The sequence below is a fragment of the Colwellia ponticola genome (genome assembly GCF_005885605.1).
Taxonomy (GTDB): Bacteria; Pseudomonadota; Gammaproteobacteria; order Enterobacterales; family Alteromonadaceae; genus Colwellia; species Colwellia ponticola.
In genome coordinates, this window is sequence record NZ_SZVP01000005.1 from 187,828 (window position 1) to 209,288 (window position 21,461).

17 protein-coding genes are annotated in these 21,461 nt (G+C 38.9%); 7 read left to right on the plus strand and 10 right to left on the minus strand.

Annotation, left to right across the window (positions count from 1 at the left end):
* Positions 1-91: 91 nt before the first annotated feature.
* The gene (gene recQ / locus FCS21_RS08055; RefSeq protein ID WP_138622290.1) at positions 92-1,888 is read right to left on the minus strand and encodes a DNA helicase RecQ; all 1,797 of its coding nucleotides are present in this window, start codon (positions 1,886-1,888) and stop codon (positions 92-94) included.
* Positions 1,889-2,236: 348 nt separating this feature from the next.
* Between recQ and rarD the strand changes: the two genes are divergently transcribed.
* Positions 2,237-3,139, plus strand: coding sequence for an EamA family transporter RarD (gene rarD, locus FCS21_RS08060; RefSeq protein WP_138622214.1), 903 nt, complete (start codon positions 2,237-2,239; stop codon positions 3,137-3,139).
* A 75-nt stretch (positions 3,140-3,214) separates the two neighbouring features.
* Here rarD and FCS21_RS08065 read toward each other — a convergent pair whose 3' ends face one another.
* Both FCS21_RS08065 and uvrD read right to left on the minus strand, forming a co-directional pair.
* Complete coding sequence (locus tag FCS21_RS08065) at positions 3,215-4,474, minus strand: diguanylate cyclase (protein ID WP_138622216.1); 1,260 nt, start codon at positions 4,472-4,474, stop codon at positions 3,215-3,217.
* Between the two features lie 98 nt (positions 4,475-4,572).
* Entirely contained in the window at positions 4,573-6,747 is a 2,175-nt protein-coding gene (uvrD, locus tag FCS21_RS08070) for a DNA helicase II (RefSeq protein ID WP_138622219.1), read from the minus strand.
* Positions 6,748-7,049: 302 nt separating this feature from the next.
* Between uvrD and FCS21_RS17025 the strand changes: the two genes are divergently transcribed.
* Entirely contained in the window at positions 7,050-7,619 is a 570-nt protein-coding gene (locus tag FCS21_RS17025) for a PEP-CTERM sorting domain-containing protein (protein ID WP_246047110.1), read from the plus strand.
* A 188-nt stretch (positions 7,620-7,807) separates the two neighbouring features.
* Here FCS21_RS17025 and FCS21_RS08080 read toward each other — a convergent pair whose 3' ends face one another.
* The 4 genes from FCS21_RS08080 to FCS21_RS08095 all read right to left on the minus strand — a co-directional run bounded on the left by FCS21_RS08080 (position 7,808) and on the right by FCS21_RS08095 (position 10,713).
* Positions 7,808-8,578, minus strand: a complete 771-nt coding sequence (locus tag FCS21_RS08080; RefSeq protein ID WP_138622221.1) for an HAD-IA family hydrolase — start codon at positions 8,576-8,578, stop codon at positions 7,808-7,810.
* A 49-nt stretch (positions 8,579-8,627) separates the two neighbouring features.
* Entirely contained in the window at positions 8,628-9,320 is a 693-nt protein-coding gene (locus FCS21_RS08085) for a DUF484 family protein (RefSeq protein ID WP_138622222.1), read from the minus strand.
* 212 nt (positions 9,321-9,532) lie between these two features.
* Positions 9,533-10,363 carry a diaminopimelate epimerase gene (gene dapF / locus FCS21_RS08090; RefSeq protein ID WP_138622224.1) on the minus strand — a complete coding sequence of 277 codons (831 nt, stop codon included), beginning with the start codon at positions 10,361-10,363 and terminating at the stop codon, positions 9,533-9,535.
* A 5-nt stretch (positions 10,364-10,368) separates the two neighbouring features.
* Positions 10,369-10,713 (minus strand): LptM family lipoprotein, encoded by a 345-nt coding sequence (locus FCS21_RS08095; RefSeq protein WP_138622226.1) that lies wholly within the window; start codon positions 10,711-10,713, stop codon positions 10,369-10,371.
* Positions 10,714-11,031: 318 nt separating this feature from the next.
* On the opposite strand from FCS21_RS08095, the gene cyaY reads away from it, so the two are divergent.
* The 5 genes from cyaY to FCS21_RS08120 are packed head-to-tail and all read left to right on the plus strand — an operon-like array spanning position 11,032 to position 15,740.
* Positions 11,032-11,352: an iron donor protein CyaY gene (gene cyaY / locus FCS21_RS08100; protein WP_138622228.1), complete on the plus strand. Its 321-nt coding sequence runs from the start codon at positions 11,032-11,034 to the stop codon at positions 11,350-11,352.
* A 14-nt stretch (positions 11,353-11,366) separates the two neighbouring features.
* Positions 11,367-12,320, plus strand: a complete 954-nt coding sequence (gene hemC / locus FCS21_RS08105; RefSeq protein WP_138622230.1) for a hydroxymethylbilane synthase — start codon at positions 11,367-11,369, stop codon at positions 12,318-12,320.
* Entirely contained in the window at positions 12,304-13,137 is an 834-nt protein-coding gene (locus FCS21_RS08110) for a uroporphyrinogen-III synthase (protein WP_246047111.1), read from the plus strand. The genes hemC and FCS21_RS08110 overlap by 17 nt, the downstream gene beginning before the upstream one ends.
* 12 nt (positions 13,138-13,149) lie before the next feature.
* Positions 13,150-14,532 (plus strand): uroporphyrinogen-III C-methyltransferase, encoded by a 1,383-nt coding sequence (locus FCS21_RS08115; protein WP_246047113.1) that lies wholly within the window; start codon positions 13,150-13,152, stop codon positions 14,530-14,532.
* Positions 14,529-15,740, plus strand: coding sequence for a heme biosynthesis HemY N-terminal domain-containing protein (locus FCS21_RS08120; RefSeq protein WP_138622232.1), 1,212 nt, complete (start codon positions 14,529-14,531; stop codon positions 15,738-15,740). Before FCS21_RS08115 ends, FCS21_RS08120 begins: the two co-directional genes overlap by 4 nt.
* A 61-nt stretch (positions 15,741-15,801) precedes the next feature.
* On the opposite strand, the gene FCS21_RS08125 is transcribed toward FCS21_RS08120, so the two are convergent.
* The 3 genes from FCS21_RS08125 to FCS21_RS08135 form a co-directional block, all read right to left on the minus strand.
* On the minus strand, positions 15,802-16,005 hold the full coding sequence (locus FCS21_RS08125; protein WP_138622234.1) for a DUF3565 domain-containing protein: 204 nt from the start codon (positions 16,003-16,005) through the stop codon (positions 15,802-15,804).
* Positions 16,006-16,051: 46 nt separating this feature from the next.
* Entirely contained in the window at positions 16,052-17,593 is a 1,542-nt protein-coding gene (locus tag FCS21_RS08130) for an FG-GAP repeat domain-containing protein (protein ID WP_138622236.1), read from the minus strand.
* A gap of 102 nt (positions 17,594-17,695) precedes the next feature.
* Positions 17,696-21,178, minus strand: coding sequence for a hybrid sensor histidine kinase/response regulator (locus FCS21_RS08135; protein ID WP_138622238.1), 3,483 nt, complete (start codon positions 21,176-21,178; stop codon positions 17,696-17,698).
* Between the last annotated feature and the right edge of the window lie 283 nt (positions 21,179-21,461).

A 21,461-nucleotide genomic window follows, 5' to 3' on the forward strand; every position in this document is an offset into this window, starting at 1 on the left:
ACTTTTTTAACGGGTAAGGTTTACAAAAATGCCGATTAACGTTAAGCGTTAATCGGCATTTTTATCTGTTAATATTCTACTTAGACATACTTTACTGGTGTGCTTTGATTAATGCTAAAAAGGGTTGACCATAACGCGATAACTTCACTGCACCAATACCACTAATACTGAGCATTTCACGTGAGGTTTTGGGTTGTACCCGCGCCAACTCAGACAAGGTAGCATCGTTAAAGACAATAAAAGGCGCTATATCTTCACCATCAGCAATGGCTTTACGTAGCTCTCGCAGTTTGGCAAATAGCACTCGGTCATAACTTTTTTGCGGCGCTTTCTCTTGCCAGTAGCTAGCTTTTTGTAAGCGTGGCGTTGCTAACATTAATGGCTCGTGGCCTTTTAATACCACGCCCGATGCTTGTGTTAAACATAAAATAGATTGTTGTTCGATATCTTGCTGCAAATAGCCTAAATGTATTAACTGAGCAATAATTGAGAACCAGTAACCGCTCGTTTTACCTTTACCAATACCAAAGGTAGAGACTTTGTCGTGCGCTAATTGTTTTATTTTATCGGTGTGTTCACCACGTAAAACCGCAATCACATGATTAATATTACCCTGTTGCTCTACACGGTAGACACAAGACAATACTTTTTGCGCTTCAACGGTGCCATCAAATTGACTGGGCGGATCTAAGCAAATATCGCAGTTGCCGCAGCCTTTTTGGGTATATTCAGCAAAATAATTCAATACCACTTGTCGACGACAGGTTTGTGCATCAATAAAGGCATCCATAGCAGCAAAACGTTGCATTTCAACATTCACTCGCTGTGGGTTATCACCTTCACTAATACGTTTTTTTATACGGCTCACATCTTTGTCATCAACCAAAAACAACGCTTCCGCACTTAGTCCATCACGGCCGGCGCGCCCAATTTCTTGATAATAAGATTCTAAAGTACGCGGTGGCTCAAAGTGGATAACATAACGCACATTAGGTTTATTAATACCTAAGCCAAAAGCGACAGTCGCTACCACTATTTGAATATTATCTTTGGTAAAGCCTTCTTGTACTATGGAACGGATTTCATTTTCTAAACCAGCATGATAAGCCGCACAATTAATACCACTAGCCGCTAAATACTTTGCCAATTTTTCTACTTGCCAACGGCTATTACAATAAATAATGCCGCTATCTTCACCCTTTTTTCTGATATAACCCAATAACTGTTTTTCGCCATTATATTTAGGTGCTAAGGTAAAGCGAATATTAGGTCGGTCAAAGCTATCAAGATGGATATACGGGTTTGGCAGCGCTAGTTGGTTCAAAATATCTTTACGAGTAGTGACATCAGCAGTAGCGGTTAATGCCATAACAGGTACTGTCGGGAAGTTTTGTTTTAAACATTGTAGTTTAGTATAGGCTGGTCTGAAATCATGACCCCATTGAGAAATACAATGCGCTTCATCAATAGCAAATAAGCTAAGCGGTAACTGACTTAAACCTTGTAAAAAATAATAATTAGTCAGTCGCTCTGGCGCAACATACAGTAACTTAATTTCACCGCGCCCTAAGCGAGAAAAAATATCATTAATCTCACTTTGCTCAAGAGTAGAATTAATAAAAGCCGCAGAGATACCTTGTCGAGTTAAACCATCGACTTGATCTTTCATCAAGGCAATTAAAGGCGAGACAACCACGGTTACGCCCGGTAATAATACCGCTGGCAGTTGATAACACAGCGACTTACCGCCCCCGGTGGGCATTAGCACTAACGAGTCTTGTCCTTGCAACAAGCTATTAATAATTTTAGCTTGCCCCTCACGAAAACTTTCATAACCAAAATGATGCTTTAGTGTATCAAGCAACAACGCACTATTATCTGTATCCACTGCTGTACTGACCTCCGAGCTTATTACCGGGCTTAGTACCGGACTTAGCGCAGGGCTTAATGTCGAGTTTATATCAGTGCTCACGGCGATATTATTTTGATTAGGGTCTACTAAGGTGCTCAAGAAGGTCTCGACTACTTTTCTTAGGGGTAATGTTATTATTTTACCTCAGCGGCATGGTTAAAACCTAGTATAGAAAAATATATTTTTAACGTTAAGGGCTGATTATTTTAGTATGAGTAACTTTACAATATTCACTATGACTAATCGATTTGAAAAATACTGAACTTACTCATGTCATGCTATTATCGACGCTCTTTCATTACCACTAAAGTTGACCACCAAAAAATGAGTACTGCAGCCACTAATCAGCTTGAAGAAAATAGTCACCGCAATGGCGCGATAAGTGCGCTCTGTGCTTATTTGCTATGGGGCTTTGCCCCTATATACTTTAAATTAATCACCTATATTGAGCCCGGTGAAATATTAATGCACCGAGTGATTTGGTCAACGGTGTTTTTGTTAATTATGATTATTGCCATGAAAAAGTGGCGGCTGTTAATGACAGTAGTGGCTCAACCTAAAATCGTATTACAACTCGCTTTATCTGCGAGTATTTTGGCAATGAATTGGTTTTTATTTATTTGGGCTGTCAATAATAACCATTTACTTGATGCCAGTTTGGGCTATTACATTAATCCATTATTCAATGTCATACTCGGTATGCTATTTTTTAGTGAACGTTTACGTCGCAACCAATTAATCGCAGTTGGTTTAGCCTTTTTTGGCGTGTTAATACAATTGGTAGCTTTAGGTACTTTACCCATAATTTCACTGGTGTTAGCCAGTACTTTTGCAATTTATGGCCTACTAAGAAAAAGATTACCTGTTAATGCCTTTATTGGACTATTTATAGAATCATTAATCATGCTGCCTATCGCACTTGCTTATTGGCTGTTCTTTGTTGAAAGCAGCACCAGTAATATGGCCTTAAACACCAACAGCTTAAACTTTACTTTGATCATGGCGGGTATAGTCACTACCGCACCCTTGCTGTTTTTTACCGCAGCAGCAAAGCGCTTAACCTTATCAACATTAGGTTTTTTTCAATACTTGGGACCAAGTATTATGTTTTTATTAGCGACCTTTTATTATCAAGAAACCATGAAGAGCGCCGAACTCATTACCTTTATTTTCATTTGGGCAGCATTGGCACTGTACAGTCTAGACTCCTTTAAAAAACGCGCTTAATTAGTCATTATTGATTTTTAAAAACTAAAAAGCGCTCGAGTTGAGCGCTTTTTAGTTTAGTTGGCTGTTAGCTTGCTAATCTTCAAGTTCACTACCGGAAACGACCACTTGATTACGGCCATTTTCTTTAGCTAAGTACAAGGCATTATCTGCTTGATTTATTTGCATTGGAAGTGACTCTTGGCTATCAAAAACCACGCCAATACTTAACGTTATTGAGATTGTGTTCTCACCAATGGGGATAGTAGATACAGCAATATCACGCCTAAAGTCATCTATTTTATTATACAAATTATCGGTATCTAAACCACACAATAACACCGCGAACTCTTCTCCACCTAAACGTGCAGTTAAGCCGCTACTAAAATGTTTACGCATGTAAAGCGCCACCACTTTCAATACCTGATCACCAGCTTCATGACCGAAGTTATCATTAACTTGCTTAAATAAATCTATATCTATCATGGCTAAGGCATAAGGCACTGTTTTACTAACATACTCTTTAATACGCTGTTCAGCAGCTCTGAAAAAAGAGCGCCGGTTAGCAAGGTCAGTAAGGTAATCGGTATTAGCAGCATGCTGAATTTTGGTAATATTATTTAAATTTTCAATATTTTGCATAATGCGGCAATAAAATTCTTCCGGACAAAAAGGTTTGCGTAAGAAATCATCTGCGCCATTTTTTATAAAACGCGCTGAGTGAATACCATTACTAGCCCCAGAAATACCGATTACCGACAATTGTTCACGAGTATAAGTACGACGGATCTCATTGGTTAGTTCAATGCCGCCCATCTCTGGCATCTCTAAATCTGTGATCACCATTTTTATATTCTTGTGCTGAGCAAGCTTATCTAACGCTTGTAGTCCATTATTAGCGGTAACCACATTAAAATTACGGCGTTTTAATAACTCAACTACATGATTTCGCGCTGCCGATGAGTCATCAACCACTAAAATAGTATTTTGATGGTTAGTTAACTGCCAATGTAAAACACGCTTTAAATACAAAAAGGCTTGGCTGTTTTCTTTAGGGATATAATCAATTACCGGTTGCGACAATATTTTTTGGCGCGTTTCATCATCCATTTTTCCTGTCATAACAATACTAGGAATACCATAAGACAGCACACAAGCAATAGCTTCACCATCTAAAGCATCTGGCAAGGCATAATCAATAGTTGCGGCAAAAAAGTCAGTATCAGATGATAAAAGATGCTCTACTTCGGCTAAATTAGTGGCAATAACCACATCAAATTTTAACGACCGAGCTATTTGCCTAATAACTGTCGCGATTGGTTTACTGTCTTCTACTACTAATAATCGTTGAGACATGACAACACCTTATAATATTAATAAACTATGTGGTTATTTTTTTTAATCGCCTAAGTCACCAGTATAAGCTAAATATTAGCTAGCTATATTGCAAGATATTACAGTGCTTGCAAGTTAGCGTATTCCACCACCAGCCACTTACTACCCACATCAGCAAAATTCACTTGAATACGTGATTGAGCACCACTACCTTCATAGTTAAGCACTACCCCTTCACCAAACTTAGCATGTTTAACCTGCTGCCCCAGCTTAAACCCTGTATTTTCAAAGGTTTCAAGTGTAAAAGTATTTGAGAATTTACCGACTTTACTCGGGCGTTTTATTTGCGATTGCATACGAATTTCTTCTACGCAATCTTCCGGTAATTCACGTAAAAATCGACTGGCTTTATGAAACTTCTCTTGCCCGTATAAACGACGACTTTCAGCGTGGCATAAATATAACTTCACCATGGCTCTGGTCATACCTACATAACACAAACGACGCTCCTCTTCTAAGCGACCAATTTCTTCTACTGATTGCTGCGACGGAAACATACCTTCTTCAAGACCAGCAATAAAGACTAACGGAAACTCTAAGCCTTTAGCTGAGTGCATGGTCATTAACTGCACCGCGGCTTCAAACTCATCTGCTTGTGATTCACCGGATTCTAACGCTGCATGGGTTAAAAATGCCGTGAGTGGTGTTTGCTCTTCTACTAACTCAGGATCACTTTCAAAGGTTTGACAAGCGGTAACCAGTTCATTTAAGTTTTCTATACGCTGAGCGGCACGTTCACCTTTTTCAGCTTGGTACATGGCTTTTAAACCACTATTATTAATAATAAAGTTTGCTTGCTGATCTAAATCTAAGTGGTTGGTATCATCTTCTAGTTGTTCAATCAGTTGCATAAATGCGGTAATGGTTTTAGCGCCTCTGCCCTTTAGCTCTTCTGCTTGTATCATTTGCTGACAAGCCTGCCAAAGTGTGACTGCTTTACCTCGGGCGGCATCCCTCACTAAGGATAAGGTTTGATTGCCAATACCACGCGTAGGCGTATTAATAATACGCTCAAACGCGGCATCATCATCTCGATTATTAATAAGGCGCATGTAAGCAAGCGCGTCTTTAATTTCTTGTCGCTCGAAGAAGCGTTGACCTCCATAAATACGGTACGGTAATTGCCCCTGCAATAAGGCTTCTTCGAGTAAACGTGATTGCGCATTTGAGCGATATAATATCGCTACTTCGTCAAGTTTTCCGCCATCATCACGCCACTGCTTAATTCGACCGGCAATAAAGCGCGCTTCATCAATTTCATTAAACGCCGTATAAATTGATATCTTGTCGCCCGCCTCACCCTCAGTCCATAACTCTTTACCCATACGATTAGTATTGTTACCAATAAGCTGATTCGCTGACTTTAAGATATTAGCGGTTGAGCGATAATTTTGCTCTAAGCGGATAGTTTGGGCATCGTCATATTCTTTGAGAAAACGTTCAATATTTTCAATTTTTGCACCGCGCCAGCCATAAATCGATTGGTCATCATCACCAACAATCATTACCTTGCTACGCGCTTTACCTAGCATAGTTAACCACGCATATTGAATGGCGTTAGTATCTTGAAATTCATCAACTAAGATATGGGCAAAGCGTTGCTGATAATGCGCTAATAAGGCAGGATTTTTTAACCATAGTTCATGAGCGCGTAAGAGTAATTCGGCAAAGTCAACCAGGCCCGCACGATCACAGGTTTCTTGATAAGCTTTATAGACTTTAACAAACAGCTCTTCACTGGGGTCAAACTGGGCATCAATATGTTGAGGGCGCAAACCTTCATCTTTTTTACCATTGATATACCAAACAAATTGCTTAGCCGGCCATTTTTTTTCATCTAGCTCTAATGAACGCACAATCCGTTTAATCAAACGCAGCTGATCATCACTATCGAGTACTTGAAAACTTTGCGGTAAATTAGCTTCTTGGAAGTGCATTCTCAACAAACGATGTGCTAAACCATGAAAAGTACCTATCCACATGCCATGGGTATTGCCATTGGTTACTTGCTCTACCCGAGCACGCATCTCTGCTGCAGCTTTGTTAGTAAAAGTAACCGCTAAAATACTGTGCGATGAAACACCTTCAACTTGCATTAACCAAGCAATACGTTGCACTAATACTCGCGTTTTACCACTACCCGCACCAGCCAAAATAAGCATATTTTGTTTCGGTGCAGCAACAACGTCACGCTGTTTATCATTAAGAGAGTCGAGTAGTTCAGAAACGTCCATAGGGTTAAAGCCTTTAGTGAGTAGTATTAGCTAGAGTAGACAAATAGTGGTGCTAAATAAAAGCAAAAGTATATCACTATTTATCATTAGCTGCTGGGCTTGGCTGTTTATTTTTACAGTGCCAAACTAGTGATGGGTAGAGTTCAATCAAAATAGCTAGTCACAGTGTCTATAAATTTTACAACTCCCTTTATCAATTGCAAAAAAAAAACATAAGCCACTGAAAAAGAATAGCTTATACATATTGGCATAGAATTAGCTATATCTTCTATAATCACTATTAAACATCCTAGGAATACATCTTGAAATTATTTAGCACAACGATTACCAGTTTACTGTTCGCAGTAACTTCATTTTTCAATATAGCTAACGCCGGACTAATTACTTTAGATCAACAATCAACGTCAGTAGATGGTGGAATAATAAGCTACACCAATTTGTTAGCCGACACTAACACGATCTCAGATGCTATTTTTACGTTAAATATCTCTGGAGACTTCGATTCAACGAGTGAAAGTGTTGCTATTTCAATTGATGGTTATTCTCTAGGTGTGGTTTTTGATAATAATACAACTAATGATGTCTTTGATTTTGCTAATGATAGATATATTGGCAATCATAATAATTACATCAATATGACTGGAGTTGCCACCATTGCCCAAGCTGACTGGGCTAATATCATTGCTGATGGTTTTGTTTCAATCTCTTTTGATTTATCTTCAGGCGTTAACTGTTGTAATGCCGGACCACATGCCTTCACTAGTGGTAATATTGCTTATGATACGAATACTATAGCGGTACCAGAACCGTCAACCTTAGCTATTTTGGGTTTAGCTCTTATTAGTTTTGGTGCTCGTCGTTTTAATAAATAAAGCACTACTCAATACGTTATATCCAATTGGTATTAGTCAAATAGGTGTAACGTATTGATGCAAGCCGATAACTACAGCCTAAAAATAAAAAGCACCTAAGCTTAATCAGCTAGGTGCTTTTTTATGTGGATAAACTTTTCTATTATCCCTGCTTATTCTATCTATTGAAAAACTGCCTATAGCTAATTTTACCCGTTTTTCAGCAGTAACGCGTCCAAATCATTAACTTGTGCTAATTCAATATGCGGTATTTGTTGTAGCTTTTTACCAACGCCGTATTGCGGTAACCAAGCGGTTTGACAACCCGCATTTAGCGCACCATGAATATCAGCAAAGCCACAGTCACCGACATGCAATAGTTGCCTAGTTGGTATAGCTAATTGCTCACACACTAAGGTAAACATATCGGCAGCAGGCTTTTGTCTAAGTAAGTACTCACCTTCTTCATGTTGTTCGCTAGGTTGAAAGCCGGCATGGTAAATATGTTGAAAATAATGATCGATACCTAAAGCTTTGGTATCAACATTACCGTTACTGATCGCCACTAACGGAAAGGCTTTACTTAAATTAGCTAATAGCTCATGACTTATTTGCGGTACGTTAAAGTCACTACGTAAGCTGATAAAATAGTTTAACCCCGCTTGTGCCTCTGCCATAGCAGTGCTTGTAGAAAGGTTATGTTGCAAGAATCCTAAGCGGTAGGTTTCAAAACGCAGTCTGACAACATCGTGAGTAATTCCCTGGTAAGTATCAATGGCTTGTTGACGATAAGGTGCCCAGAAATGTCGATTAAAGCGATGCTGCGATGACAGTTGTGGCAGTAACGTTGCAAATTTGTCAGTAAAATAACTGATCATCTTTTTTTCAATCGCCTGCATCACGGGTCGATTATTATATAAGGTGTCATCTAAATCAAAGCTGATAGCCTTAACTTGCGTTAAGCGGCGATAAATTTGCATAATATAAAGTCCTGAAAATAACAAACGTGCTTATTAACACGGTTACCCGTTAACGTGCGAGTTGCTGGTGTAATAACTTAGCAACCAAACGCTTGAATTGGTTAAGTAATAGTGTATCCATACGTGGATCAAAATGATGCGCGTCTTGACTGCTAATCGCCAAAAAACCTACCACTTGCGCTTCGTGCGTTAATTTAATCAACACAACCGAGCCTAAGCATGGCTGAGAAAAAATAAGGGTTTGTTCGCTTTCTTGTAAACGACCAAAGTAATATTCATCATCCGCTAAACGATTTTGCATAACGCCAGCACAATCATTATGAGATAAACAGTGATGAGCAATATCTCTATTATCGGCCGGTGTTAACCACAATTTAAACGATGATAAAGAAAGTAGCTCAGTGGTTGCTTGGTGTAAGCAATCAAGTAACTCTTCTGCAGAGGTACAGTCAAGTAAACGCAAATATAAGTCACTGTACAAGACAAATAATTGTTCATTATGATTGGCCACTGACATTAATTGGGTAATTTCGTCTTCTAAGCTCTGTACCTTATGACGAAGTTGCTGCTGCTGACGCTCTACTAAAGATACCGTGCCACGTCGTTCATCTTTAAGACGTAGGCTGGTCATTAAACTATTGTTACGATTAAAAAATTCTGGGTTGTCTTGTAAATAGCTCACCACTAACTCATCCGTTAACGGAATATCTTCGCTATTAATACCTTGTTGTACATCATTCATATGTTAGCTTCTTTTTATTGCATATGGCTATTTATAAAGACTAATACCAGTTTCATTAATTAGGTGACCTACTTTATACGCAGGAAAAATAGCCAAATACAAGGCGTTTATTTTAATAACTAGTTGTTCTAATTATAAAATAAATAACGCAGTAGTTGGTTGTTTTAACCAGTAGAAATGATCACATAGTTTGTGAGATTGGTATAAGTTGGTTACATAGATATTTGACCATCAAATACATGTGTTGCTGGTCCAGACATTTTTACAGGGTGTCCTGGTCCTTGCCAAAATATTCGTAATTTACCACCGGGTAGCTCTACCGTGACTTGCTTAGCTAATTTCTTTTGCATATAACCAACCACAACAGCAGCACAAGCGCCACTACCACAAGCCAAGGTTTCTGCAGCGCCGCGCTCATATACTCTTAACTTAATATAATTAGCACTAACAATTTCCATAAAACCGACATTAGCATCCTCCGGAAAACGTTCATGAATAGATAATTCTCGTCCAAGTGATTCAACATCGGCTTCAACGACATTATCTACCGTCACCACGCAGTGCGGATTACCCATTGAGACCACGCCACATAGCACGGTTTCATTTTCACTACGTAAAATATACGTCCCCTCTGCTTTTTGCGCAATAAAAGGTATTTTACTCGGTTCAAATTGTGGCACCGGCATAGTGACGGAAATATTACCATCGCGCTCTATATGTAAATTCATTTTTCCTGTGCTGGTTGACACTTTAATTTTATGTTTATTGCACAAGCCTTTCATACGAACAAACTTGGCAAAACAGCGAGCGCCATTACCACACTGCCCAACTTCACTACCATCTGCATTATAAATACGGTAATGAAAGTCTAAATCGGGATCGTAAGGTGGCTCAACAACTAATAACTGATCAAAGCCGACACCGAAATTTCTATTGGCGAATTTAGTGATTTGCTCTGGTGATAAAAAAACATTTTGAGTGACATTATCAAGCACTAAAAAGTCATTACCTAAACCATGCATTTTAGAAAAATTGACTAGCATTATGATTACTCGTTTACTTGCGCTGTTGACTGGCTAGTAGCTTGTGTTGTTAGCTCTGTTGGCTGCGAAACAGCGCGCTGATTTTGTGATGGTGCCAGTGTTTCTATCGCTTTTTCTTGCGTCGCTTCGCTGGTATCAATATTTTTTTGTTGGCCTTGTTCAACTTGCGAAGGCGCTTTATCTTTTGGGTTAACTACTTGCGCTGGCGTTTGGTATAAATTACCTTTAATACCACAAGCAGATAAAAACATAATACTGATAAAAATCAGTAAAAATGATTTTACGTTTAATTTATGATCTAGCTTTTTAGATAGCTTTTGATATAAGTAATGATCTCTATTGCTACGCATGATGCTTTTTTACCATGAAAGTCGTTTAAATCAAGCTTTTTAGCTTAACTTAACCGCGCTGTATCTATATTTATTTTGTCTGATTGCTATTATACTCACATGCCTATCAACAATTATACCCATTTCATTAATTAGGTGGTCTACTTTATACGTAGAGAAAACAGCAAATACAACGCCTTTATTTGAATGACTCGTTACTCTGTTTATGCAGAATAAATAATATAATAACGTGTTGTTTTAACCAGTAGCCGTATTTAGATAATTAGTAAACTAGGTATTATATTCACTTAAAAACTCATGATATTTAAAGGATAAGCAATGAATGATAGCCAATATAACTTAATTGCCGAAGCACTGCTTCTCGCTATAGAAGAGGCGATTGAAGACTGTGGTGTCGATATAGATTATGAAGGCGTAGGCGGGTTATTAACGTTAACGTTTAAAAACGGCAGTAAAGTGATAATAAATAAGCAAGCACCCTTACATGAAATATGGGTAGCAACAAAATTCAACGGACATCATTTTGTACTTAACAACGACCACTGGACAGATAAACGCAGTGGGGAAGAGTTTTGGCAGTTTTTATCAAATGCAGTAAGCACGCAAGCTGAAACTGAATTAACGCTTTGTGCACAGTAATAGGATTTAATGTAATGAATAACACGACAATACGAATTGCCACGCGTAAAAGCGCCCTAGCATTATGGCAAGCAGAGTATGTTAAAGAAAGACTTGAACATTTTCATGAGGGCATTAACGTAGAATTAGTGCCAATGTCGACAAAAGGTGATGTTATGTTAGACACGCCTTTAGCTAAAGTAGGCGGCAAAGGTTTATTTGTTAAAGAGCTAGAAGTAGCCATAATGGAAGGCCGTGCTGATATTGCTGTGCATTCAATGAAAGATATTCCTGTCGATTTTCCTGAAGGTTTAGGCTTAGAAGTTATTTGCCCACGTGAAGATCCACGCGATGCTTTCGTTTCAAATACTATTAAGTCATTAAGCGAATTACCCCAAGGTGCTATTGTGGGTACCTCAAGTCTACGTCGTCAATGTCAATTAAAAGCTAGCCGTCCAGATCTAGATATTCGTGATTTACGCGGTAATGTGAATACTCGTTTAAGAAAACTAGACGAAGGCGAATACGACGCCATTATTTTAGCGGCTGCAGGTCTTATCCGTTTAGAAATGAGTGACCGTATTGCCCAATATATCGAGCCAGAAGAAATTCTTCCTGCTAATGGCCAAGGCGCTGTTGGTATTGAGGCTCGAGTTAATGATCCAAAAATTGCTGCCTTATTAGCGCCATTAGAATGTAAAGCAACTCGTATTCGTGTGCTTGGTGAGCGTGCTATGAATAAAGCACTTGAAGGGGGATGTCAGGTACCTATTGGTAGTTACGCAGTAATTTCTGCTGACGGCAAAGATATTTACTTACGTGGCTTAGTGGGCGCTATTGATGGTAGCGAAATTATTGAAAGTGAAATAACGGGTCCGGTTGAAGAGTGTGAAGCATTAGGACATAAGCTTGCACAAGAGTTACTTAACCGAGGCGCTGCTAAAATTTTACAACAAGTTTACTCAGAAAATAATGCTGAAAACAACTAAAACTGTTAATACAACGCCTCAAGTGACACCACTTGAGGCGCCTACTCCTGAGTCGACTTTACTTATGCCGAGTAAACCACTCAAGGTCTTAATCACTAGACCTAAAGCTAAAGCTCAACAACTGGCCTTGTTACTTGATCAACAAGGTATAGCCAATACCAGCCAAATTCTATTCGATTATCAAAGCAACGCCAGCACTGGTGATATAGCCACAACCTTAATGCATGCTGACATTGTTATTTTTGTTAGTGTCGCAGCCGTTGAGTTTGCTCACGCTAGCTACCCGCTCACTAACCATTTACCACACCTTGTTTTTGCCGTTGGTAAAGCCACCAAAGAAGCATTACTGGCGCTAGGTATTAACACCGTGTTTTCGCCGCCATCAGAACAAGAACACAGTGAAGGTTTACTTAAACTGCCACAATTAGCTAATGTTAAAGGTAAGCAGGTTGTTATCTTTCGTGGTAATGGTGGTCGAGAGCATATTGCTGAAGCTTTAAGGCAACGTAGTGCTAAGGTGCACTACCTTGAAAGTTACCAACGTGTATGGCGAACATTAGCAATAAATATCGCTAAGCAATGGCGAGCACAACAAATTAACTGTATTGTCGTTACCAGTAACGATATATTAATTGCCTTAACAAAATACCTAGCCAGTACTACTGATAACTATTGGCAAACACAGTGTTTGTGGATAGTGGTCAGTGACCGTATTGAAGAAAATGCCAAAAATTTAGGCTTAACACGGGTAATTAATACTCGTAGCGCTAGATCACAAATACTCTGTAACACCTTGCGAGATCTTTCTTGTTTGTAAGCGTAACTAACCATGGAATATAGAATTATGTCGGATAATGAAGACTCTAAAAATAAACTATCGGATAATAGCGGCACCGAGAAAAAAGACACTGCCAACTTATCATCTGCGAGTAACGCTAAGGTAAGCGAACCTGTTCATAAAGCATCCACTACTGAGAATAAAAGCTCTGAAGCTAAAAAGTCAGCTGCTGCAAAAGCTAGCACAGCAAAAGTAGCTGCCAACCCAGCAACGAAATCGGCCACAAATAAGGTATCCGCTAATCCATCAAACAAAACCGCGACGGCTGCACTCGTTATTGCCTTATTAAGTATTGCCGCTTCTGCTGGTCATTATATTTGGCAACAGCAACAAACAAATACACAATTGCTAACCTTAAATCAGCAAAACCAGCAAGCGATAAAACAGAGCCAAATTGAGTTAAAAAACAATTTAGCGACAGAGTTTAGTCAACAACTGCAACAACAATATCAAGCAACACAGCTATCGCAACAAAATGCCAAGCAAGCCTATATTGACAGTAAGACTCAACTTGAGCAATTAAAGACTCAGGTTAGTCATTTAACCGAACAAGTCAATCAACGCCAGCCAAGTGATTGGCTTATACATGAAGCTGAATATTTAGTACGTATTGCCGCGCGTACTATGTGGTTAGAGCGTGACACTACCGCAGCCATAGGTTTACTGCGTGATGCTGATGATCGCCTTAAAGAATTAAACCAACCAAAGTTTTTACCCGTACGAGCATTAATCAATGAAGACATTGAAAACCTTGCATTAATGCCAACACTACAAAGCCAAGACGCTATTTTGACGTTAATGGCACTTAACAAACAAGTAGAAAATTTAACACTTGCTGGCGTTAATTTAGCTGAAAGCCTAGACCCCCAGAAGGAGGATTTAACTCTCTCTGACGATATCAATGACTGGCAAGCCAACTTAGCTAAAACGTGGCATAAGTTTCTCAACGACTTTATCACCGTGCGCAGAAGAACTGGTATGGTTGAGCCTTTAATGGCGCCTGAACAGCAGCAACACTTAAAACAAAATTTAAGCTTAAAAGTACAGTTAGTACAATGGGCTGCGAGCGAGCAAAAAGCAGAGGTTTATCAACAAACCCTAGTAGATATACAGCAATGGCTAACTGAGTTCTTTGATATGAGTTTACCAGTAAACAAAAAATTCTATCAATCAATAGAACAACTTAAGCAGCAAACTATTCATTATGACTACCCGAGTGATTTACGCTCATTAGCCGCTATCAAGCGCTTGCTACAAGACACAAAGCAAACGATAAAAGAGACTGTTGAACAAAAATCGGCGCCTCATAACAACGCTCAAACTGATAAGACCGAAGCTAACTATAATGAAGAAGCAAGCGGAGGTTCATTATGATCCGCATCATTATTGCTTTACTCATTTTCTTTAGTGTCATGGCAGTAAGTCCCTTGCTAATAGATGAAAAGGGCTACATTCTTATTGCCATGGGTAACACCACCATTGAATTAACCGTATTATCTGCCAGTATCATGTTAACGCTGTTATTCATTGCACTTGTAATTAGTCTTAAATTATTACGTGGTGGCGTAAATATCAGCTTTGGTACCTGGAATAAGCTTGCCTTTGCCGGACAGCGCCGTGGCATTGCCAATTTTAATAAAGGACTTGCGGCTTACATGTTAGAAGATTATAGCCAAGCAGAAGCATTATTCGCTAAAAGCGCGATTCCCTCAAAAAGAAAACAAAGTGCTTACCTACTTGCTGCCTCAGCATCCGCTAAATTAAATTTAAACAGTAATACTAATCACTACCTAGAGCTACTTGAACAAGAAACCCTTAAACTAAAAGACCTTGGTTTAGAAGGTGTTATTGTGAACATTAAACTGCTTATGAACCAAAAAAAGCCCGAAGCTGATACTAAAGCACGAGCGTTAATTGATGAAAATCACAAACAAATTGGTCATGACGCGCGCTTATTAGCGCTTGAAATTGACTTATGTTTAGTTGAAAAGCGCTTTAACAAAGCTATACAGTACTTAGTTTGGGCGCGTAAAGAAAAAACAATTACCGAAGAGAGAATACAAGCATGGGAGCGAATAGCCTATTACGGTAGTTTTAATGAAAGTATTAACGATAAAAACAACGAGGCATTACAGCACAACTGGCAGAGCTTAGGTCGTAAAATTAAGCAGCGCGACACAGTGATACTAGCTTATTGCCAAGTATTAGCAGAAAACGATCTTCATGAACCGCTCAATAAGTTACTCAGCCCGTTATTTAAAAAATCGCCCAGCACTGAGTTTTTAAAACAGGTACGTAACTTACCTATTAAGCGCGCCGATGAGTTAATTGCCATCGCGCAACAACAGCTTCATAAAAACATCCATAGTGCGAAGTGGCTGAGTTGTTTAGGTCATTTAGCGTTGAAGAGTCAACAATATTCTATGGCAGAAAAAGCCTTTGGCAGCTTAATAAAGCTAGAAGATAAGGATACTGGTCGACAATATGATCGCCAAGACTTACAAGCGTTAGCGCAAGCGCATAGTAAAGAAAAACAATATCAAGCCGCTGATGCCATGTGGTCAAAGGCCCATACTTTATAAAATATTTGGCATTACTGACGGTTTGGTGGCGCTATTAGCTTAATGAGTTAATAGCGCTAGTCTATTTATCTTGGGGGACACCCTCATCACATTTTTTACATGATAGCTGGTGTCCTAACATATCTTGACGACCACTTGATGAGATTACCCAAGGTCTATTAATAAAGGGTGGAATATGGCGCACATGCTGAAAATGACCACAGGTTAACTCTGCAACCCAATGTTCCTCTTCATCTTGATGGTAACCACAAATAGCTTGTTGCATTAGGTTATGCATCCTTGGATCATATAAGGCGTCAATTCAATCAGTATCACAGAGCAAATAGTATTTTAATTTGCTTGGCTTTATCTTTACCATCAAGAGCAGAAAATTTCATTAATAGATCGTCTTTACCATCGCTATTTAAATCATCAACCTTCACTAAGTTGCCATCTTTAGGTAGTTTTGTACTATAGCTAACACTGCTTTTTTGAAAGGTTTTATTGTTTTCATCTGCTCTCTGGCCTAAGTATATTTTCAATTCATCATCATCTGATAACACTAAATCTTGTAAGCCATCACCATTGATATCGGCTAACTCCACCACCGCACTGCCACTTTGTCCTGAGCTTAAACTAAAGGTCAGCTCTACATCTTTTTTGATCGCTGGCTTGCTGGAAAATTTATCTTGTCCATCCATATTAAATACATAAACATCTTGAGCAATACTACCGGTAATTAATGCACTGATAATCTGTGATAAGCCTATATCAAAGCCCGCTAGTAACACCTCAAGCCTGTTATCACCATCAATATCAACAAACGTTAACCCCGTTAACGTACCTTCAGCCTGAATAACACTGTCTGCTTGGGGCGAATAAATTAAGTTCCCTTCGCTTTGTTTACCTAGAAAGATTTCATAGTCATTAACACGGTTCAGTACACCTGACGTTTTAGTATAACGCACCACCATATCAATAAGACCGTCATTATTGACATCACGTAACTGTTCAAGCTTTCTATATTCAAGGTTACTTTGATCTAATTGTTCACCATTTTCAGCACGCTTATTCCACCATTCAGTACCACTAATCGTCTTGTTAATTGCAACAGGTATTGCTTTACGAGCAAACAGACTGTTACCGTATTGTGGGTAAATAATCATTTCGCCATCACCTACCAACACAATATCAATTTTTTTATCAATGTTAGCATCGCTAAAATATAAGGTAGTCTCAGTGTAAGTAACGCCCGTAGGTAAAACGCGTACATTGGGCTTTATCGGTAGTATGTGCCGCGCGAAACTATTCATTCCTAAGCCAATAAGAACATGAGTTTTATCAAAGTCGGCAATAACGACATCATCAAAATCGTCATTATTGAGGTTTTGAATAAAGTTTCCTCGGCTAAGAAAGCTCGCTTGTTCTTGAATATATAACGATTTAACCTTGACCAAAGACTTGAATTTATTTTGCTGATAGACGGCTAAAGAGTTAGCTGATAGAAAATATAAACGCTGCTTTTGTCTTATTTTTTTATCAACTAGAACACTTAAATCAAAGCGATAAAAGGCCTTAGGTATGATGGTCTGTTCTGCGATAACATATTCACTAGCAGTGCTATCTAGCTGATAAATAATTAACCAACGATTCCCCTGCTTATCGACAGAAAAAGTAATTAATTCTTTACCTTCATTGGGTAAAATATCTGCAACAATAATTTCTTGGGTGATGTTATAGGGCGTATTAATGAGCACCTCATTAAAATTAACGCTTTTCGATGTATCAGCGACAGCGGTTAAAGAGGTAACACTAAGCAGCGTTGCCAATAAGCCTAAAAAAATTCTCTTAGTAAACAGTAATAATTTGTTCATGGTGCGTACTTCATCTAGTTAGACCTATAGTATAAATTTTTATTATCTTTGATAAAGGTAAATAATTATACCTTTTGCGATTAAGTGTATTAGCTTATAAAACTAGCTATAACCAACATAATCAGTTTGTAGCTTTTTGGCCAACGCGGCACTCATCATGGCACGTAAAGCAGCAGGTTTAACAAGTTTACGCATGTAACCAACATCATAGCTTTTGGCTTTATCTTCAATGCCAGGCTCTGTAGTCGCTGTGATTAATATTGCCGGCAATGAATGATGACACTGGCTGCGTAAGTCTTTAATTAACGTTAAGCCATCAACTTGTTGACCTTGTGGCTCATCCGCTTGACTATCTTTTCGGTAACCCAATTGATAATCAACCAATAATATGTCAATTTCATTTCCATGATTAGCAAACTCTTCTAGCGCTGTTTCTCTAGAATCCGCTGCAAGAATATTACATTGCCATGCCGATAGTAGTTCAACCATGCCACTCAGTACATCAGGGTCGTTATCAATACATAAAACGGTAATGTCTTTTAACGCCACAACAAAGCCTGAATTACTGACTATATTTTTTTGCACCAAAGCTTCTGCTTGCTCTACTTGTACAGAAAACTTACAGCCTTGCATCGCTTTTGATTGTAAGCTCAGTGTGTGACCGAGTAACTGCGCCAAACTTTGCGTGATATTAAGTCCTAACCCTAGCCCTCTACCCGCATGATTATTAGGGGTATTAAGTTGAATAAACTGTTCAAACACCATCACCTGTTTTTCAACGGGAATACCTGGGCCATTATCTAAAATTTGTATAATGACTTGTTTATTGAAGACTCGCGCTCCTAACAGCACCTTACCTGGGCTAGCATACCTAAAAGCATTACCAACAAGGTTTTGAATAATACGGCGAAGTAAATTACGGTCTGACTTAACCCACACTTTACTCGCGACTAAACGGAACTCTACCGACTGCTCAACGGCTAAGGCGGCAAACTCTTGCGCTAAATCCTCAAACAGATCATTCAATGAAAAAACTTGAATATTGACACTAATGTTGCCACTTTCTAAGCGCGCAATTTCAGCTAAATCAGCTAATAAGTCATTAGCGGCTTTTAAAGAGCGATCAATATTGGAAACTTGCCTTTGTTGAACCGTCGTTAAAGTACTTTGCTCAGATAATGCTGAGGTAAAGAGTCTTGCCGCTTCCAGTGGCTGCATTAAATCATGACTACACGCTTTTAAATACTGACTTTTTTTCAAGTGAGCTTGTTCAGCCTTTTCATGTGCTTTCGCCAGCGCTTCATTGGTTTTAGCTAAGGTTAAGGTACGCTCATAGACTCGCGTTTCCAGATCAAGGTTAGCCTCTTTAAGTACCTGCTCGGCTTGTCGATAGGCGGTAATATCTGAAAATAACATAACAAAACCACCGCCAGGTAATGGATTACCCTCAATGCGAATAGTTTGACCATTAGGTTGTTGTCGCTCTGAGCTGTGCGGACTACCTTTACGTAAAAAATCTAAGCGACGCTCTACCTGTGACTCTATATCACCGGAGCCACATAACCCTCTTTGTACGTTATAACGAATTAACGTCGCTATTGGGCTGCCCACATAGACCAGCTCAGATGGATATTCAAATAGATCTAAATATTTTTTATTCCAGGCCACTAGCTGTAATTGGTCATCAACAATAGAAATACCCTCACTGGCATTTTCAATAGCACTTTGCAGTAAATTTTGTGAAAACACTTGTCGTTGATTCGATGCTTCTTCTACCAATACGGCGAGCTCATCAAGGGCAATATCTCGACCATCTAACGCAGAAGACAACACTAACCTCGCAGAAGAAGACCCCATAACCGTTGCTAAGGTATTTTCGGTGTGTTGGATTAATTTTTGATTATAAATAACATTACTCAACGATTTTTTATCATGAGTCGCTAAAAATTTATTAAAATTGGCACTGGCTTTTTCCAAGCCAACAAATCGTGATGCTAACAGCTCTAACTCTCGCACATCAAGCTGCCTTTTTTTCTCTACTTTTAAAAGTTTAGGTGACTGCCACTCTAAAAATAATGATGCTTGCACGCGCTCTTGTACGCTTTGCCGACTAATTTGAGACAGAGCCCACATCACAATAACGTTAGCACCTAAACTAAATAAGGTTGCTGTACTGGTAACCGGTAAAAAGCCTTCTGCAAAAGGTGAAGCATATAAACCAAATTGCGGTAAGAAGTTAAGAGTAAGCCATAGAATAAAGCCAACTAAAATCCCTGCGTAAACGCCCATTAAAGTCGCTCGACGCCAATAAAAAGCGGCAATTAATGCGGGGGTTAGTTGTGCAAAAGCGCCAAAAGCCACTTCACCTAATGAAGACAATGTATCAGGAGAAGCCATAATAAAAACACCATAGCCAAGTAAAATAACAAACAACGCTAAGAATTTTCTAATATTTAATAAACGTCGACGAAAATTATCATAATCGGTTTGTGCTACTTTTTGGCGACGATAAAGTAACGGAAAAACAATTTCATTGCTTAACATAGTGCTTAATGCAATAGCCGAAATAATCACCATAGAGCTTGCTGCAGATACCGCCCCTAAAAAGGCAAACAGCGTTAACCAGGTTTGTTGGGTAACATCCGGAAGAAAAAGCACATAGGTGTCTGAAGGTACTGTATTACCCAATAGCATTTGGCCGGCTAAACCTAGTGGTGCAGCAAAAAAGGCAAAAACAAGTAGGTATAACGGAAAAACACGACGACTTAACCAAGTATCTTTTTGGTCTTTAAGCTCAACAATCATCACTTGAAATTGTCTTGGTAACGATAAGAAAGCCGCCATAACAATCACTAACATGGCAAACATTGAGGTAACATTATCAGTAGTTAATTGTTGCTCTAACAACTCAGTGGCATTGGCTTGCTGCCAAATGTCAGCAGGTGAATCATATAAAACGAAACAAACAAAAAGACCTACGGCCAAAAACGCAAAGAGTTTCACTAAAGATTCAAAAGCAATAGCTAACATAACGCCAGGATGACGCTCAGTAACATCAATGTGCCTGATACCAAATAAAACAGTAAACACCGCCAAGACTAAGCTAACCACTAAGCCAATATGCCAACTGGTTAAGCTTTGATCCATTTGCAGTTGTTGAAAAGAGTAAACCATGGCTTTAAGTTGCAAAGCGATATAAGGCATGGTGCCAACTAACGCCACAATAGTAACCATTATGGCGAGGTTATGCGACTTGCCAAACCTTGCCGCCAGCAAGTCGGCAATGGAGGTTAAGTGCAGCTTTAAGCTCACGCGAATAATGCGCTGAATAAACGGCCAAGCAAAAACAAACAGTAAGATAGGGCCTAAGTAAATAGGGAGGTGAGACAATAAATTGCTTGATGCCTGCCCTGTTGTGCCTAAAAAACTCCACGAGGTACAGTAAACACCTAAGGTAAGTGCATAAATAATGCTTTGACCTTTTTTCGCTAACTGATGTCGGTATCGGTCACCCAAAAAAGCAATTAAAAATAACAAGCCAATATAGACCAAACTCAATAGCGCTAATTGCCAATTGGGAAACATAAACTCTCACTACTATTATTATATACCTTCAAGCTAAGAAAACCGCTCAAGAGTACTTTTGAAAAAACCACCACCATGTGAACTGATTAATATACCTAAGCTAGTCAACAATACAAAGATTATAGTTAAATTATTTGCTAGAATAATCTGAGACCAAGGGGTGCGCTGTTATTTAAATTTTTAAATGAGAGTCGCTGAGATATATACCCTTTGAACCTGGGCAGAGAATATAATACATTTTCTGGCATAGGGATGGTTAGAGAGAAATCTTAACGTTTATAAA